Raw genomic sequence first — 16,079 nt, 5'->3', positions numbered from 1 at the left:
AGACCGCACCCATCCATCACCTCGGCACGGCCACACAGGCACTCTTTTCCCGCGTCACGTGACGAACAACCCGCCATGCAGTTGAACCGGCGAGAGATCCACCTCTTCGACACAGGCAGGCATGATGGGGAAAAGGGCGCAGCAGAAGCGGGCGGCCAAGCACGCGAAGCAGGCGAAGCAGCGCACGGCCGCAGCATCGCGGAACACCGCCGTCTTCAACGCGCTGGCGGCGCAGATGCCATGTCTGACCTCCATGGACGACTACGAGCCGATGAGCACGCCGTGGGGTGACTTCACCGACTCCTTCGCGACGGTCGCCGAGGCGCTCGCAGCGGCGGAAGAAGCCGGCGGTCTGCTGTCGTGCTTCGCGTTCGACGACTCCGGTGAGTACGAGCGGGGCTTGCGCCGGGGCGAGGACGGCTGGCGGTACGAGGTGACGCTGTACCCGCGGGGCTACCTACGGGAGCTGGTGAAGACGTCCTGGCTGAGCGCGGAGGACCGGGGCCAGGCCGTTGAGCAGCTGCGCCGGGCACTGTCCGAGTACGTGCCCGCAGGGCTGCGCCGCCCCGACCTTGAGGTCGTACAGCGGCCGTCGACCACCAGCGTGCCCCGCGTCGGCTGGACACAGAGTGTGCCCGTGGCCGGGCTGGAGACCTGGGAGGACGTACGGCTTGCGGAGAAGGGCCTGCCGCTGTTCGCCCTCCCACCGCTCGCTGATGGACCCGGCGGCGTCTGCGACCCTCTGCCGGCAGAGATCTTCACCCTGTTCCAGGCGCACGGTCTGGACGCGCACAGCTGCGCCGGCTGCGGTATGCCGGTCACCAACCGGCACCCGCACTGGCCGGACGTGTGGGTCAGCGTGGAGAACGAGTTCGGGCCGTCCTGCGAACGCTCGCTCCTGACCGGAATGGACTCGCCGCAGAGGGTGCCGCACGTCGTCGACGCGACCCAGGCACGGCCCGCCAGGCGGCTGACCGGCAAGGAACAGAAGGTCCAGTGCCGGCACTGCGCCGCGCATGTGACCGAGCAGCATCCCGACTGGCCCGGCGTGTGGACCGAGGCCGGCGGAGACAGTTCGCCGGTCTGCGCGGTGGTCGGCTCCGGATGCGGCGACGCGCAGTCGTACGACCTTGTCGACTGCGTCTATCCGCACATCCCGGCCGGCGGAGACAGCCCGGCCGCCGCAGCCATCGCCGCAGCCCAGCAGACGGGCTACTTCCACCAGCCCCGGCCCGTCCTGTTCTGACCCGCAGCGCGCCAGGGCCCCGAACGGGGCCTCGTGGAGTGAGGCACCGCCTATGCGCGGGCATGTCCCGGTGACGTGCCCGCGCCATCAGGCCGCGCAGGCTGGCGAAGCACCCGGAACCTAGACCTCCCCCGAGGTCATGTCGTCACGAATTCGCAGGAAGCGCACGGGGTGCCGGTACGTTCCCAGGTCCACAGCGGTATCGACGTCGATCTCGGCGACGAGGTCGGGTACGACGGTCTGGAAGATGAGCGGCTCGGAGGCGCCCCACCCGGCGGAGAAGCGACGGCCGTACCAGGGGTGCTCCTGCCCGGCGGGGCGCAGTGCGACGCCCAGTTCGGCTGACGCGGGCCGGGACAGCGGTGTGGAGCGGGCGATCAGCTGGAGCCGGCCGGCGGGGTCGAGACGGCCGAACAGGAGGCTCTTCGGAGCGTGAACGGTTCCGGTGACCGCTCCGATGATCCCCTCCGCCGTCGTGCGCGTCCGCAGCTTCTGCCACCCGCGCTCTCCGGGCCGGTACCGGGAGCCCGGATCCTTGATCATGACGCCCTCGACGCCCACCGTGCCCCAGGCCGGGTCCAGCCAGGACAACGCGGTCTCCCGGTCTGAGGTCTGCGGGCACAGGGCCCAGGGGGCGGCCAGTCGGCGCGAGGTGAAGAGGTCCTCGAGCGCGGCCCTGCGCCGGTGAAGGGGTTCGCCCAGGAGGACGGTTCCGGCGACTTCCAGGAGGTCGAAGACGATCAAGTGGGCGGGTTCCTGGCGGGCGGCGTGCTCCGCGGTGGCTCCCCGGCGGCGGGCTCGCCGCTGAAGGGCGGAGAAATCGAGCCCGTGCTCGCTCCACACCACCAGCTCCGCGTCCAGGACCGCCTCCACACCCAGGGCGGCCGCGGCCCGGACGATCTCCGGGAACGCTAGCCCGAGGTCCGCGCCACGCCGGGACTGGATGTAGGGCGTCGGGCGGGCGAAGACGAGGGCTCGGTAACCGTCCGCCTTCTGTTCGAACAGCGGCGGCCTTGATCCGGCGCGCGGCAGCGCGGTCACGGAGCGGGCCAGCATGGGCTCGACGGGCGGCGAGAGGTGCACCCTCCACTCCTACGCGATCCGCCCCACGCCCGCCCTTCGGCTGGCGGCCGGGACTCGGTGCCGATACGGCCGGATGCGCCTGCTGCTGGCTCAGGCGTGGCTGAGGATGACCAGCAGCGCGGTGCCCTCGGCGAGCACCTGGACGGTGAGCGCCGCCTGCCGCATCCGTACGGCCGGCGCGGCCAGCGCGACAAGCAGCGCCACCGTGCCGACGCCCGCACTCCCCTCGAACACCCAGCTGGGCAGGCCGGGGGTGCACTGCTCGCCGTAGGTCACGCACCGGGAGGCCTGCTCCGAGGCCAGCGTCAGGATCCCGGTCACCACAGCTGCCGGCACGAACAGGAGTGCGGCCAGGGCGGCCCACAGTCGTGTGCGCTCCCTCGGGGCCGGAGACTGCACAATGCGAGCGGAAGCGGGTGCGGAGGCGTTCATGCCCCCATCAAAGGTGGGCGGCCGGCGCCGCACAGCCGATCGGCTACTCAGATCTCGGGCGTCACGTACTCAGACATGCGGTCCTGCCCCCTCTGTACACCTCCCTCGCGACCCTGGATGGCCGAACAATGATGTCCGGAACTCGCATGTTCGAATTAATGTTCGATACAGTCGAGAGTGACTGGATCGGTTGGTACAGGTTTGGGGGTATCTGGGCGGAGGGTGTCATGCGAGGAGGCGTCCCACACCTACACGTCAGCAGTGGGTTTTCGGCCCGCTACGGCGCCTCGCACCCGCGCGACATCATCGCCCGAGCCGCCGAACGCGAGATCGGGACGGTGGCGTTGACCGACCGCGACATGGTCACCGGAACGGTGCGCTTCGCGAAGGCCGCCGCGGCCGCCGGAGTGAAGCCTGTATTCGGCGTCGATCTCGGCGTCGCCGCCCATGTCCCACCGGCCGAGGTACGCCACCGGTCCCCAGTACGCGGCGGCGCCCATGTCACCGAGGCCGCCTTCCGGGCCACGTTCCTGGCCCAGGATGCGAGCGGGTGGGCGCGGCTGTGCCGGATGGTGTCCTGCGCGCACGCCGAAGCCTTCCCCGCGGGCAAGCCGCCGACAGCGTCGTGGGAGATGCTCGCCCAGCACGCCGGCGATGGCCTGACGGTGTTGCTCGGTCCCGCATCGGAGCCCCTGCGGGCCCTCGCCGCCGGCCGCCCGGACGTCGCCGAACGACTCCTCGCCCCCTGGCGGCAGGTCGCCGGCGACGGACTGCGGCTGGAGATCGTGTGCTGGGGCCTGTCCGGCACCGGCCCGGGCTCTGTCCGCCTCGCCGCGCACACCCTGACGCTCGCCGACCGCCTTGCCATTCCGGCCGTTCTGACCAACGCCGTCCGCTACGCCGACCCCGCCCAGCACCGGATCGCGGACGTGCTGGACGCGGCCCGGCTGCTGCGGCCCATCGACCGGCGGCGCCTGGACTGCGGTGAACGCTGGCTCAAGGACGGGCCCGCGATGACCGAGATCGCCGAGCGGGTGGCGGCGGCCGCCGGGGCGGACCGACGCCGCGCCGAGCGGCTGATCGCCGATACCGCCCTGGTCGCGGACGCGTGCGACGTCGACCCGGCCCGGGATCTGGGGCTCGGGGTGCCGCACTTCCCCGAGCCCTCCGTGGTCGGCGCCGAGCCGGGGCCTGACGGGGCCATGCGGCTGCTGCGGCAGCGGTGCGAGAGCGGCATGGTCGCCCGCAGCCTCGACCGCGACCAGCGCTCGATGGACCAGCTCGACTACGAGCTCGGCATCATCGGCCGCCTGCACTTCGAGCCGTACTTCCTTGCCGTGGCCCAAGTCGTCGCCGATGTGCGGGACATGGGCATCCGGGTTGCAGCCCGCGGCTCCGGCGCCGGCTCCATGGTCAACCACTCGCTCTTCGTCGCCACCGCGAACCCGCTGGAACACGGGCTGCTCTTCGAACGCTTCCTCAGTGAGCGGCGGACGTCGCTGCCGGACATCGACGTCGACGTCGAGTCCGCGCGCCGCCTGGAGGTCTACGACCGGATCATCGACCGCTTCGGACGGCAGAGGGTCGCGGTCACGGGCATGCCCGAGACCTACCGAGCCCGGCACGCCCTCCGGGATGCCGGCCTCGCGCTCGGGCTGGCGCCGGACACCGTGGACCGGATCGCGAAGTCCTTCCCGCACATCCGCGCCTGCGACATCCGCTCGGCCCTCACCGAGCTCCCCGAGCTGCGGCAACTCGCTGCTGAGGCGGAGCAGTTCGGGCCGCTGTGGGAGCTCGCCGAAGGGCTGGACGCTCTGCCGCGCGGAATCGCCATGCACCCGTGCGGGGTGATCCTCTCCAACGTGAGCCTCCTGGACCGGCTGCCGGTGCAGCCCACGCCGGGCGGCGAGTACCCGATGCTCCAGGCGGACAAAGAGGACGTGGAGGACATGGGCCTGCTCAAGCTGGACGTCCTGGGGGTCCGGATGCAGTCCGCCATGGCTCACGCGGTGAAGGAGATCCGCCGCACGACCGGCCGGGCGATCGACCTCGACAACGCCGACCACGTCCCGCTCGACGACCGGTTCGCTTTCGCGCTCATCCAGAACTCCGACACGGTCGGGATGTTCCAGCTCGAGTCGCCCGGCCAGCAAGATCTGGTCGGCCGGCTCCAGCCCCGCGGCCCGCAGGACGTGATCGCGGACATCTCCCTGTTCCGCCCGGGTCCGGTCCAGGGCGGCATGCCCGCCCTCTTCATCGCCGCCCGCCACGGCGCCGCACCCGTCTACCCGCACCCCGACCTGGAACCGGTCCTGCGCGATACGTACGGGGTGACGATCTGGCACGAACAAATCATCGACATCCTGGCGGTCATGACCGGCTGCGACCGCGCGCTGGCCGAAGTAGCCCGCCGCGCCCTCAGCGACGAGCAGCGCCTGGCGAGGGTCGAGGCCTGGTTCCGGCAGCTCGCCGGGGCCCACGGCTACAGCCCGACCGTGCTGGACAACGTCTGGGAGATCGTCTCGTCGTTCGGGGCATACGGATTTTGCCGGGCCCACGCGGTGGCGTTCGCCGTACCGGCGCTGCAGTCCGCGTGGCTTAAGGCCCATCACCCCGCCGCGCTCTACGCCGGGCTGCTCGAGCACGACCCGGGCATGTGGCCGGCCCGGGTGATCGTCGCCGACGCCCGCCGCCATGACGTTCCCGTCCTGCCCGTCGACATCAACCGTTCACAGCCGCAGTACACGGTCGAGCAGACCGCATCCGGCTGGGGCGTGCGGATCTCCCTCGCCTCCGTGCACGGCATCTCGGACGACGAGGTCACGAGAATCGCCGAGGGCCAGCCCTTCACCTCCCTGCAGGACCTCTACGCCCGTGCTCACCCCAAGCTCCCGACGGTCGAGCGGCTCATCCGCATCGGCGCCCTCGACCCGCTCAAGGGGGAGTCGTCGCGGCGGGACCTGCTGCTGCAGGCGACCGAGCTCCACCGCCAGACCCGCAGCCGGCCGGGCGTCGGCCAGCTGCAGCTGGACACCCCGCTCGATGCCGCCGATCCGTCCGGGCTGCGGGAGATGACCGCCCGCGAGCGGCTGGAGGCGGAGCTCGGCGTCCTGAAGATCGACGTCTCCCGGCACCTGATGGAGGACCACCACCGGCTGCTGCGCGAGATCGGCGCCACCGACGCCAAGCACCTGCGCGCCATGCATCCCGGACAGCGCGTCCTTGTCGCCGGCGTCCGAGCATCCACCCAGACTCCGCCGATCGCGTCCGGGAGGCGCATCATCTTCGTCACCCTCGAAGACGGCTCCGGCCTCGTCGACCTCGCCTTCTTCGAGGACTCCCACGAACGGTGCGCGCACACGATCTTCCACCACGGCCTGCTCCTCGTCCGCGGCACCGTCGAAGCCCGCGGACCGAGGCGCACCGTCGTCGGCGAGATGGCCTGGGATCTTGACGAGCTCGCCGCCGCCCGCGCCACCCACGGGCCGCAAGCCGTCCTTGAGCTCCTGGGCCAGGCCCCCGCGCCCACCCCCGCACAGGCCAGCCCGTCGCGGACGATCCCCGTCGGCACCGCGGGCGCTCTCATGCACCCCTGGAGCGATCTTCAGCCCGCCGGAAGCCGATCAGCCGACCTCACCCGCTTCGGGCACAAGAGCCAAGGGAGCGCCGGATGACCCCTGCCAGGAACCCGCGGCCGCGCGCGATTCTGCGGATCCACTTCCATCCCGTGGAGCGCAACGACGAGCTGTACGGACACCTGCTCACCGTGCTGGACGGCATCAGCCCCCGCATCGAGCCGCTGCCCGCCGACTGGTCCGCATACGTCGACCTCACCGGCGCCCTCACCTTCTGGGACCGCGATGTCGAAGGCCTCATCGCCGTGCTCCGCCTGCGCCTGCTCGCGCTCCACGGCGTCCAGAGCTCGGCCGGCGCCGGTCCCACGCGCGGTATCGCGGCGATGGCCGCGGACGCCACCCCGCCCGGCGCCGCCACGGTGGTCGTCGACGACCCGTACGAGATCGCTGCGTTCCTCCGACCGAAGCCAGCCGCCGCCCTGCCCGGCATCGGCCCCAAGACGGCCCGCACCCTCGCCCGCTACGGCATCACCACCGTCGGCGACATCGCCGACACCCCGCTCACCACGCTCCAGCGAATCCTCGGCACCGGACCGGCCCGGCAAGCCCACGACTTCGCCCACGGCCGCGACGAGCGCCCCGTCGTCCCGGGCGCCGCCCCCAAGACCATGAGCGCCGGACACCGGTTCGACGGCGACGAGCTCGACCCTGACCGGCACCACCGCACGGTCCTCGGCCTGGTCCAGGAACTCGGCGCCCGGCTGCGCACGGCCGGCGAGATCACCCAGGCCCTCACACTCACCGTCACCTACGCCGACCGCACCCAGACCACCTGCACCCGCAGCCTCACCGAGCCGACTGCCCACACCCCCGCCCTGGCGGCCGCCGCCCGCGACCTCCTCGCCGGCCTCGGTCTCCAACGCGCCCGGGTCCGCGCGCTCGCCCTACGAGCGGAACGCCTTCGCCCCGCCGAGTACGCCGTCCACCAGCTCACGCTCGACGATCGCGACGAGAAACTTCTCCGCCTTGAGGCTGCCCTCGACAGGGCGCGCCGTCGCTACGGTCCCGGCATCGCAGGGGCCGCATCGACCTTCGGGTGACTCCGGCTCCGAGTCCCCACCTCAGGGCCGCAGACAAGGTCCGGTCTCAGCACCCGTACCGGTCGAGGACCTCACGGGTTGCCTGGTCCAGCGGCCCAAGCGGGTGGGTGCCGCCGTCCTCGGCCGGCCCCAGGCGCAGCGTCGTCTCTCCGCTGATGGGGGTGACGACGAGTACGCCGCCGTCCGCCGTGGCCTGGACTGCATCGTGCCGGTAGGGGGAGGCCGCGAGGCAGCCGTTCGCGTACTCCCGCTCGTAGCGTTCGTACGGGCCGGCGAAGTAGTAGCTCGCGACGGGCCCCTGCCCCTGCCACACGACGAGGGCGATCAGGCCCGCTGCGATGCCGGGCACCGCTGCGCCGAAGCCGGGCCCCTTGATCAGTTTCGGTCCGTACCGGATGACGAGCCCGATGCCCGTGCAGGCGATGAGGCCAGCTGCCATGAACAGCAACAGGGCGTGGGACAGCAGGTCGGCCTCCTTCCCGAAGGTCAGCGGCAACCCCGTGCATGCGAGCACCAGCCAGCCCAGTCCGGCCAGGGTCACACCCTGGTAGACGTTCAGCTTCGCCGGCCACTTCGCCCGGTCTGGCACCAGCTGCCGCTCGCGTCCCACCCAGCGCCCGGCGCCGCGCAGCCGCCCCGGCTGCGGTGGGACGCCTGCGGCCCGGTGCTCGACGAGGAGTGCAAGGACTGCGTCCCCGAAGGCAACGGCTCGGGTGTGCACCGCGAACCGGTCGCTCGACAACCGGGTGAACTCAGCCTCACGACCGGGCTGGATGCGCGTTCCGCTGCCCTGGGGGAAGGCACGGTTGATCGGGTGACCCGGGTCGGGGAAACCGGGAAGCGTGGGCGCCGACCGGCCCCCACCGCCGACCAGATCGGCCACTGCATGGCCCGTCCGCTCGGGGATGAAGGACTCGTACAGCCGGTCCACCTGCCGCTCGCCATGAAGGCTGGCCTGCAGGGCCTCGGCCTGCTCGAGGACCGCGGTGAGGAGAGGATCGGTCGGGGCGCTGCGCATCTTCTCCAGTGCGGCGTCCCGGGGAATGGCCCGCCACACTCCGCCGAGCCGGTCCACCGTCCGGGCCTTCCACGCATCGCGGAAGTACGGCCAGATGAGGGCGACCGGTAGCCGCCGGGGCGGACGCCGGTCGCTCAGGTGGGCACGCAGCAGCATGCCCGCGCTGCGGAGATAGTCGGTCTCGGCCGCATAGGAGATCGCGACGGCGGTCGTCCGCTCTGTGCTCGGAGCGTCGTCCACGCGCTGGGCGGCTGCTCGGGCGGCGTCACCCTGGGCGCTCAACTCGGCGATGGCCCGATGCCAGTGGCTGCTCACCGGCCGCCCCCTCTGTCCCCGGTCTGGTGTCGCCCTGAGGTTACCCGCACGGTCCGACACAGCAATCTCCCCGGCCAGGGCCACCGGCCGGGGAGGTCGTAACCGCAGGGGTCAGGCCGCCACTGCGTGACCGGAGTCAGCCTGCTGCTGGTGGCGGGACCAGTTCAGGTCGACGTGGGTGGCACCCTCGCGGACCAGGATGGGTCCGTGCGTCCTCTCCAGCCGGCGGTACTCGTTGCCGCCCGAGTTCGGGTTCTTGTAGCCGGCCCACTTGCCCAAGTCGGCTTGTGTCAAAGCCACACCCGCGGCCTGGTGGGCGACATAGATGCGCTCGGCCCGCTGGCGCTGGGACAGGTTCGGCGGCAGCACCGACAGGTCGATCTCGATACTCACCCGCTCTCGTGCATCCTCCTCTGCGTCCTCGTCCGGCGGGGTGTCGTGCTCCGGGTCCGGCTCGTCCTGGTCCAGGTCCGCATTCTCGTCGCCAGGCAGCAGCTCGTCCTCGTCAGCCTGCTTCGCGGGCTCGCCCACCTTGGAAGCCTCGACAGGGTCTGCCGCGCCCTCCCGCGACCCCGGCTCAGCCTCGCCCGGCTGGCCTTCGGGCGCACGCTTCGCGGCGAGGTCGCCGGATTCCGGCGCAGAACCCATGCCCTCGGGCTCCGGCTCCGGTTCGGTCATGGCCGCAGCTGCAGGCTCCGCCACCGGCTCCGGCTCCGGTTCGGGTGCCGCCGCTGCTGTAGGAGCTGCCGCCGGCTCGGGGGCCGGGCGCGGCTCAGGCACTGCGGCGGGCGCCGGGGCCGCGGTCGCCGGTGCCGCCGGTGCGGGTTCGTGCGGTACGGCACCGGGTTCGATGGCCGCGGCCGCCGGCGGTGCCGTCGCGGCCACCGCTGTGGGCGCAGGCTCCTCGGCCTTCTGGGCGGCAGGCTGCACGGGACCGGCGGTCAGGGCGTTCATGGGCGCCGTGGTGACGGCCGGGGGCGCGGCGGTCTCGGCCCGCTCCACGGTCACCTCTGCCGTGGCGGGCGCAGCCGCCGACGGGAGGGGGCGCTGGGAGCCGATCACGCGGACGTTGTCGACGGTCGCCAGGAGCTCGGCCCGCCACGCCTTCCACATCTTCACCGGCGCGCCGATCGGCCAGGGCAGCCACAGCAGCAGGCTGTAGTTGCGGTCGCGGTCGGCCTTGCGACGCTTCTGCCGTCCCATGATCACTTGCTCGATCTTGAAGAGCAGCATCTCGAGCAGCACCGCGTACACCAGCGGGGGGACCATCGCGAGGAAGGCGGAACCGGCGCCCGCCTCGGGGGCGTGGAGGAGGTTCATCGCCGCTGACGCGGAGACGAACCCGAGCAGCAGGATCCGCGTGATCGCGCTGGAGCGCAGGGTCAGAGCCTCGAAGAAGCGGATCAGGCTGAGGCTGAGGGCGCCGGCGTCCAGGAGCAGCGCGAACCCTGTCGCGGCGTCCCAGTCGCCGCCGTTGTGGGCGTGGGCGTACTCGCGCTGCGCCCCGAAGGAAAGCCAGGCGGCGATGCCGGCGAGGACGAACATCATCAGGCAGCCGACGCCGAGCGCGATCACGGCGAGGCGGCGCTGCCAGGCGTTGCGGCGCTGGAGGGCGAGCTGGGTGCGCTCCTCGGCGGTGGCGTTCTGCTCGGCGGCTCTGCGTCGGTTGCCGAACACCATGGCGACGGTGGCCGCGGCGCCGATTCCGGCCACGGCGAGGCCGGCGGGCAGCGCCCACTGGACGGTGGTCATCGCTGTCCTCCTTCCCTGGTGTGGCCCGCCGCGGTGGTGGGCCCGGCGGGCGGGACGGCGGCGTTCTGCCGGCGGCGGCTCATGTGCGCGGTCTCCTTCGTCGGACGGACGGCCGAAAGGGCCCCTCGCTCTCTACAGGTGTGATCGAGCGGTGCGGTGTGACACCGGAGGTCGGTGAATCTGAGACGCGTCATGAGGCCGCGGACCCCAAAGTGGGCTGGATCCTCTCGCCCTTGAGGAGCGTGCGCAGCAGGCCCACGGTCTCGGGCGAGGAGTCGACGCCTTCCTCGGCGTTGATTCGGGCCAACTGGGCGGCGGCGCGCTCCAGGCCCTCCCGGTCGCCCATCTCGTGGCAGATCGTGAAGAGGTCCCGGTAGAGCAGCTCGCTCTGGGAGTCGACGAGCATGCCCTTGGTGACGGCCTGGGCTGCCGCCCGGTAGTCGCGGATCTGGCGGCGGCGTTCAGCGAGTTCGTGGGCGACGTCGACGATCGCGCTGATCATCTCCTGGATGTCGGCTTCCGCCCAGCAGTACTTGGAGGGGTCGACATCCGCGAAGGGGCGGCCGCGTACGAGGGCCAGGGCGTGGGCGAGGGCGACGTCGGCGTCCTGCCCGTCGTGGTGCATGCCCTGCTGGTACAGCTCCTTGAAGCGGTCCCAGTCCGAGGTGACGGCGGGGCCGAGCCGGTAGACGCCTTCGGTGACCGCGGGAAGGTAGGCGCCCCGGGGGTCGTCGGCGGGAAGGTGGGGGTTGGGGCCGAGCCAGGAACGCAGCCGCGAGATCGCGGTGTTGCGGGTGCTGGAGGTCTTTCGCAGCCCGGGCCAGATCGCGTTGTCGAGGTCCTGGCGGCCCAGGCCCGGGTGCAGCACGAGCCAGGCGGCGATCTCCAGAAGGTGGTTGTGCCGGTTGCTGCCCACCCGGCCCTGCGCGCCGGCCAGTTTCACCGGGCCGAGGACCTGGACCTGGGGGCCTGCGGGCTCGGCCGGCGGGGTGGCCAGCGCGGCCAGGACGGTGGAGGTCGCGGCGCTGGGGCGGGGGATGATCCGTGCTTCGGTCGCTGTCGCGGCTGTCGTGGTCTCGCCGAGCGCGGCCGCGGTCAGGCCGGACTCGTCCTCGTCGTCGGCCAGGGCTGAGTCCGCTTCCTGCGGCTCCTCCTCGTCCCGGCCGTCGCCGAGCGCGGCGGCGGACAGTCCGGAGTCGGCTTCCTCCTCGTCGGGCGGCGCCGGGGAGTCGTCCTCCTGCTCGCCGAGTACTTCGTCGAGGACCTTTTCGAAGTCCTGCTCCGGCTCGGCGGTGTCCCACACCGCGGCACCCAGCGCGGACGCTTCCTCGGGGTCGCCGTCCTCAGCAGGCTCGCCGTCCTCCCAGTCGGTGGGCTCACCGGCGGCGTTGCTGTCGGTGTGCTCGTCGGGCTGGTCGTCGGGGGCGGGGGAGCCCGCGACTGCGGGGGACAGGGCGCTGCCGTCCTCCTCTTCCTCCCAGCTGTCGCCGTTTCCGCTCTGGGCGTCGTCGTCGATCAGGGCGGGGGAGAAGGCGGTGAAGGCCGGCAGAGCGGTCGCCAGGCCGCTGCCCTGCGTGGCGACCGTGGTGGTCATTGCAGGGGCGGCGGTGGTCTCCGGAGCGAGCGCGGAGTCCTCGCTGACCGGAACGGTGGGGCGGGGGCCGTTGGTGTCGGCCAATCCGGTGTGCCCCGTCCACGCCGGCGGGGGGACGTCGTCGGTGCGGCTGGAGGTGGCGATCAACTGGACGAGCCGGTCGTAGGAGTCGTCGTCCAGGTGCTGGAGCTTGACCGCGAGGTTCAGGTCGGGCAGTTCGACGGTGGTGCCGGGCTGGGCGGGCAGCGTCCAGGCGCCGGGCAGGTCGAGTTCGCCGCCCGCGGCGGTGACGACCGCGACCGAGGTGCGGGGCCGGGAGGCGAGGAGGTCCTCGAGCTCGGCGACGGCCGGGCCGGTGGGCGGGGCGGTGGCGATGAGGATGCGGGGGATCCAGGTGTCGCCGCCGTCCTCGCCGAGCCGGGCGGCCCGCAGGTGGTCGTGGCCGCCGTCGGTGAGGGCCTGGCGCTGGAAGGCGTCGTGCGCCTGGAGTTCGGTGGCGGCCGGGCCGAGGTCTGCGTGGTGCTCGATCTGGTCGGGGTAGAGGTGGTGCAGGTCGCTGCCGGCGCCGGCGAGGACGATCTGCGTGTCGGGCGCCAGCTTGGAGGAGGCGAGTTCAACGGCGAGGGCGAGCATGACCGCGCGGACGTCGGCCGGACTGCCGGCCAGGCGCAGCAGGCCGATGCTCTCCAGGTTGACCAGGACCGCGTCGCCGTCCTCGGTCTCGCCGAGGCTCACCAGGGCCGGGTAGGGCGCGGTGATGTCGGCGGCCTCGTCTTCGTCGAGGAGGTTCGCGCCCCGGGTGGGGCACGACCACACGGTCGGGTTGTCCTCGTGCTCGGAGAACGGTTCCAGCGGCGGGGTGGCGGCGGCCAGGTGGAGCTCGACTCCGCGCGCGGTGATGCGCATCGCTTCGACTTCCGGCAGGGGCCGGCCGGCTTGGCGGCAGTTGGCAGCCAGGGTGCGCAGGGCGCGGTCGGCGAGCTCGGTGCCGGTGATGTCGGACGCGACGCGGAGCTGCTTTTCGAAGTCCGCGGTGGCACCGGAGGGCATGGGGATGCGCCGCTTGGGGCGCCGGCGGCGCTGCTGGCGCGCGCGACGGGTCGCGATGACCGCGAGGACGGCCGCGGCCAGGATGCTTCCCGCCGCGGCGATCGTCTGCACGCTCTGGTCCCCGCTGTCGGAGCCGTCCGCGGTGTCGTGGGCCTGGGGTGCCTGGGTGGGCGTGCCGTGCTGTTCGCGATCCGGCGCGGGAGTGTGCACGGAGGGCTGCTGGGTGGGGGTCTCCGGCCGGGCGGTCGGCTGCTCACCGTCCTGGGCGTCCTTGTCCGTGCCCGGGCCGGGGGTCTGGGCAGTTCCGCCCTTCTCCCCGTTCTCGGCGCCCGGGCCCGGCTTGTCCTGGGCGGGCGGCTGCGTCTGGTCAGAGCCAGGTTGGTCTTCGGCCTTGCCCTGGTCCTTGCCCTGGTCGGTGGGCTGCTCGCGCGGCGGCTGGGCCTCGTGCGGCTTTGAGTCGCTTTGGTCGCTGCCGGCCGCGGCGGGGATCTGCAGTTTCCAGCCGGGGTAGATCTCGTCGGGGTCGCCGAGGGTGCGCCCATCGGCCTGCTTCACGCCCTTGTTCGCTTCGACGATCCGGGGATAGTCGTCGGCGTCGCCGAGCTCGTCCTCGGCGATGCCGGTCAGCGTTTCGCCGGCGCGGACGGTGTGGGTCTCGGCCGCGGCCTTGGAGCCGGCGGTCTGCGGACGGGCTCCGCCGTGATCGGCGGCGGGTGCGGCGTCGGCGGGAAGGCGCAGGGTCCAGCCGGGCTGCAGGACGGTGGTGTCGGCGGTGACGAGGGAGCCGTCTGCCTGGCGTACGCCTTCGTTGGCGTCGACGATCCGGTGCCACTCGATTCCGGCACCCAGGCGCTTCTCCGCGATGTCCCAGAGCGTGTCGCCGTCCTGGACGTGGTGGACGGGGCCGTCCCAGGCCGCGGAAGAAGAGGACGCAGCCTTGGTTGCGGTGGCCGTTGTGGAGTGGGCGTCGGCGGTGACGCTGGCCGTGGCCACGTTGGCGGGGGCGGCGCTGGCGGGAGTTGCCATCGCGGTGCCCGCCGGCAGCAGGACGAGGATGCCGCCGACGAGCACGCCAGCAAGCTGCTGGGATCCGCCCAGCAGGCGGATCCGGGGAGCCCGGACGTGGCGCAGCGCGGCGCCCGTCTCCAGGACGACCGAAGCCACGAAACTGAGCCAGCCGTACCAGCCGATGAGGGTGATGGCGCCCAGGAACAGCTGGCCGGAGTCGGGACTGGTGAGCGCGGCGGTGATCTCGTCGAAGCCGGGGACGTGGTCGGGCAGGACTCCGATGCCGAGCAGAACGGCGGGCACGCCCACCAGGAGCGCGACCAGGGCCACCAGGGCGACGAGCGCACGGACCAGGGTGGCGGCGGTACTGCGGTTTCTCATGATCGTCACCCCTTGTAGACGAGGTTGGCGCTGCCGTGGCCGGTGACGGACCCGCTGGCACCGGCGAGGAACACGGCGCTGTACGACTCGGTCACGGTCACCTCCAGGGATCCGCCGTCCTCGCTCACGCTCACCGTGCCGCTGACCCCTGCGTGGCTGAGGTAGGTCCGTGCCGCGGCGACGGCCGCGTTGCGGTCGACGGTGATGCCGTCGCCGGAGATCGCCTTGCTCGCATCGACGGCCTGGCCACCGGCTCGCGCTGCCTCGGCGGCAACGCCCTCGGCGTGGGTGAGCGCTCGCAGTTTGCCGGCGCCGTCGTAGACGAGCGCGGCCACGGCGAAGAGCGCCACGATGGTCACGAGGGCGAACACGCTCATCGCGCCCCGGTCATTGCGCAGGGCGCGACGGATCCGGTGGGTGAGGGCGAAGCGGGCGGGTGGCATGCGGTGGTCCTGTCAGCCGCGCTGGCGGTAGGAGTCGATTGACGAGGTAAAGCTGCTGGTCAGAGTCTTGGATCCGGGCAGTCCGGGCAATCCGATATCCGAGAGCCGCACCACGCAGGTCACCGTGGCGGTGGTCGAGGCGGGCTCACCGATCTGCGCGGAGAACCCGCCGGTAGAGACGGATATGGAGGTGGACGTGCACTGCAGTCCTTGCTGGTCCAGCACGCTGCGCGCCATTTGCGATCCGGCGGAGCTGGCGGCACCGCCGGTGCGTTCCAGTGAGGCTGCGCGCGCTGCGTTGCGAGCCGCGGTGTCGACGGCGTTGCCGGCGGACCCGATCCGGCCGAACGCGATGACCAGCAGCAGCACCAGAATGAGGACGGGAAACAGGATGACCGCTTCCAGCGACAGGGCGCCGCGGTCGTCGCGGAGTCTTTCGGCGATGCTCACCGGGCCTCCGTGATGCGCTCGGCGGCCGCGTCGGCATGCTGGTCGATCTTCAGCTTCAGGCCGGGGATCATCGTGTCGACGTAGCCGGTGACACGGATGGTCACCGTCGCTCCCTTGCTCCCGCTTACCGACGTGCCGGAGATGGTGCCGCCGGCCCTGGAGAGGAACTCCCGGGCCTCGGCAGTGCCGGTCCCTGCAGACGCTCCTCGTACGCGGGCGGACTCAACCCCCAGCTGTGCGGCGGACATCGCCACGTTGCGCGCGTGCCACCACAGGCCGACGTGCACGACCGTCAGGATGATCAGCAGTACGGCTGGGAAGACGATGAGCATCTCCAGGGACACGGCTCCGCGGTCCCGCGCGTCGCGCTCGGCGAGCGCGCGGGACCAACGGCGAAGAGCCCGGCGAAGTCGGATCACTTGATCTCTTTCGACTTCTCGTTGACCTTGGTGAGGATGACGCCGGCGGCGATCGCGGCGACGACGACGAGGCCCGCGACGATCATCATCGTCTCGATCGAGATTGAGCCTCGGTCGTCGCGGACGTTGCGCAGCCGCTCGATCCGGGCGCTGAAGAAGGTCTTCAGGAAGATGAGGTTGGGGTCGTTGCCCATCGTGGATTTCCTTGTCTCT

General features: G+C 72.0%; 12 protein-coding genes. 3 read left to right on the top strand and 9 right to left on the bottom strand.

The window, feature by feature from the left end:
- Positions 1-121 precede the first annotated feature (121 nt).
- Complete coding sequence (locus tag SMIR_RS41830; protein ID WP_212728707.1) at positions 122-1,246, top strand: hypothetical protein; 1,125 nt, start codon at positions 122-124, stop codon at positions 1,244-1,246.
- 120 nt (positions 1,247-1,366) lie between these two features.
- Here the strand turns inward: SMIR_RS41830 and SMIR_RS41825 are convergent, their stop codons facing one another.
- Both SMIR_RS41825 and SMIR_RS41820 read right to left on the bottom strand, forming a co-directional pair.
- On the bottom strand, positions 1,367-2,329 hold the full coding sequence (locus tag SMIR_RS41825; RefSeq protein ID WP_212728706.1) for an ATP-dependent DNA ligase: 963 nt from the start codon (positions 2,327-2,329) through the stop codon (positions 1,367-1,369).
- A gap of 90 nt (positions 2,330-2,419) precedes the next feature.
- On the bottom strand, positions 2,420-2,728 hold the full coding sequence (locus tag SMIR_RS41820) for a hypothetical protein (RefSeq protein ID WP_212728705.1): 309 nt from the start codon (positions 2,726-2,728) through the stop codon (positions 2,420-2,422).
- A gap of 260 nt (positions 2,729-2,988) precedes the next feature.
- Here SMIR_RS41820 and SMIR_RS41815 point away from each other — a divergent pair, with 260 nt between their 5' ends.
- Together SMIR_RS41815 and SMIR_RS41810 are read left to right on the top strand one after the other, a co-directional pair.
- Positions 2,989-6,435, top strand: coding sequence for a DNA polymerase III subunit alpha (locus SMIR_RS41815; protein ID WP_212728704.1), 3,447 nt, complete (start codon positions 2,989-2,991; stop codon positions 6,433-6,435).
- A complete protein-coding gene (locus SMIR_RS41810; protein WP_212728703.1) occupies positions 6,432-7,436 on the top strand; it encodes a DNA polymerase Y family protein in 1,005 nt (334 codons plus the stop codon). The genes SMIR_RS41815 and SMIR_RS41810 overlap by 4 nt, the downstream gene beginning before the upstream one ends.
- Positions 7,437-7,482: 46 nt before the next feature.
- On the opposite strand, the gene SMIR_RS41805 is transcribed toward SMIR_RS41810, so the two are convergent.
- The 7 genes from SMIR_RS41805 to SMIR_RS41775 all read right to left on the bottom strand — a co-directional run bounded on the left by SMIR_RS41805 (position 7,483) and on the right by SMIR_RS41775 (position 16,060).
- Complete coding sequence (locus tag SMIR_RS41805) at positions 7,483-8,769, bottom strand: hypothetical protein (protein ID WP_212728949.1); 1,287 nt, start codon at positions 8,767-8,769, stop codon at positions 7,483-7,485.
- Between the two features lie 111 nt (positions 8,770-8,880).
- Positions 8,881-10,521: a DUF2637 domain-containing protein gene (locus SMIR_RS41800; RefSeq protein WP_212728702.1), complete on the bottom strand. Its 1,641-nt coding sequence runs from the start codon at positions 10,519-10,521 to the stop codon at positions 8,881-8,883.
- 190 nt (positions 10,522-10,711) lie between these two features.
- Positions 10,712-14,554: a LysM peptidoglycan-binding domain-containing protein gene (locus SMIR_RS41795; RefSeq protein WP_249938702.1), complete on the bottom strand. Its 3,843-nt coding sequence runs from the start codon at positions 14,552-14,554 to the stop codon at positions 10,712-10,714.
- Between the two features lie 5 nt (positions 14,555-14,559).
- The gene (locus SMIR_RS41790) at positions 14,560-14,997 is read right to left on the bottom strand and encodes a hypothetical protein (protein ID WP_024127104.1); all 438 of its coding nucleotides are present in this window, start codon (positions 14,995-14,997) and stop codon (positions 14,560-14,562) included.
- 12 nt (positions 14,998-15,009) lie between these two features.
- A complete protein-coding gene (locus SMIR_RS41785) occupies positions 15,010-15,447 on the bottom strand; it encodes a TadE/TadG family type IV pilus assembly protein (protein WP_190148972.1) in 438 nt (145 codons plus the stop codon).
- Entirely contained in the window at positions 15,444-15,866 is a 423-nt protein-coding gene (locus SMIR_RS41780; RefSeq protein WP_212728701.1) for a TadE family protein, read from the bottom strand. Before SMIR_RS41780 ends, SMIR_RS41785 begins: the two co-directional genes overlap by 4 nt.
- A complete protein-coding gene (locus tag SMIR_RS41775; RefSeq protein ID WP_200725435.1) occupies positions 15,863-16,060 on the bottom strand; it encodes a hypothetical protein in 198 nt (65 codons plus the stop codon). Before SMIR_RS41775 ends, SMIR_RS41780 begins: the two co-directional genes overlap by 4 nt.
- Positions 16,061-16,079 lie beyond the last annotated feature (19 nt).

It is taken from the genome of Streptomyces mirabilis, from assembly GCF_018310535.1.
GTDB lineage: Bacteria > Actinomycetota > Actinomycetes > Streptomycetales > Streptomycetaceae > Streptomyces.
This window is presented reverse-complemented; position numbering and strand designations above follow the sequence as displayed.

What these genes read in the sequence shown, in the direction of transcription:
- SMIR_RS41775 (WP_200725435.1), bottom strand. Translation starts at nt 16,060, where the DNA reads ATGGGCAACGACCCCAACCTCATCTTCCTGAAGACCTTCTTCAGCGCC.
- SMIR_RS41830 (WP_212728707.1), top strand. Translation starts at nt 122, where the DNA reads ATGATGGGGAAAAGGGCGCAGCAGAAGCGGGCGGCCAAGCACGCGAAG.
- SMIR_RS41800 (WP_212728702.1), bottom strand. Translation starts at nt 10,521, where the DNA reads ATGACCACCGTCCAGTGGGCGCTGCCCGCCGGCCTCGCCGTGGCCGGA.
- SMIR_RS41810 (WP_212728703.1), top strand. Translation starts at nt 6,432, where the DNA reads ATGACCCCTGCCAGGAACCCGCGGCCGCGCGCGATTCTGCGGATCCAC.
- SMIR_RS41815 (WP_212728704.1), top strand. Translation starts at nt 2,989, where the DNA reads ATGCGAGGAGGCGTCCCACACCTACACGTCAGCAGTGGGTTTTCGGCC.
- SMIR_RS41790 (WP_024127104.1), bottom strand. Translation starts at nt 14,997, where the DNA reads ATGCCACCCGCCCGCTTCGCCCTCACCCACCGGATCCGTCGCGCCCTG.
- SMIR_RS41795 (WP_249938702.1), bottom strand. Translation starts at nt 14,554, where the DNA reads ATGAGAAACCGCAGTACCGCCGCCACCCTGGTCCGTGCGCTCGTCGCC.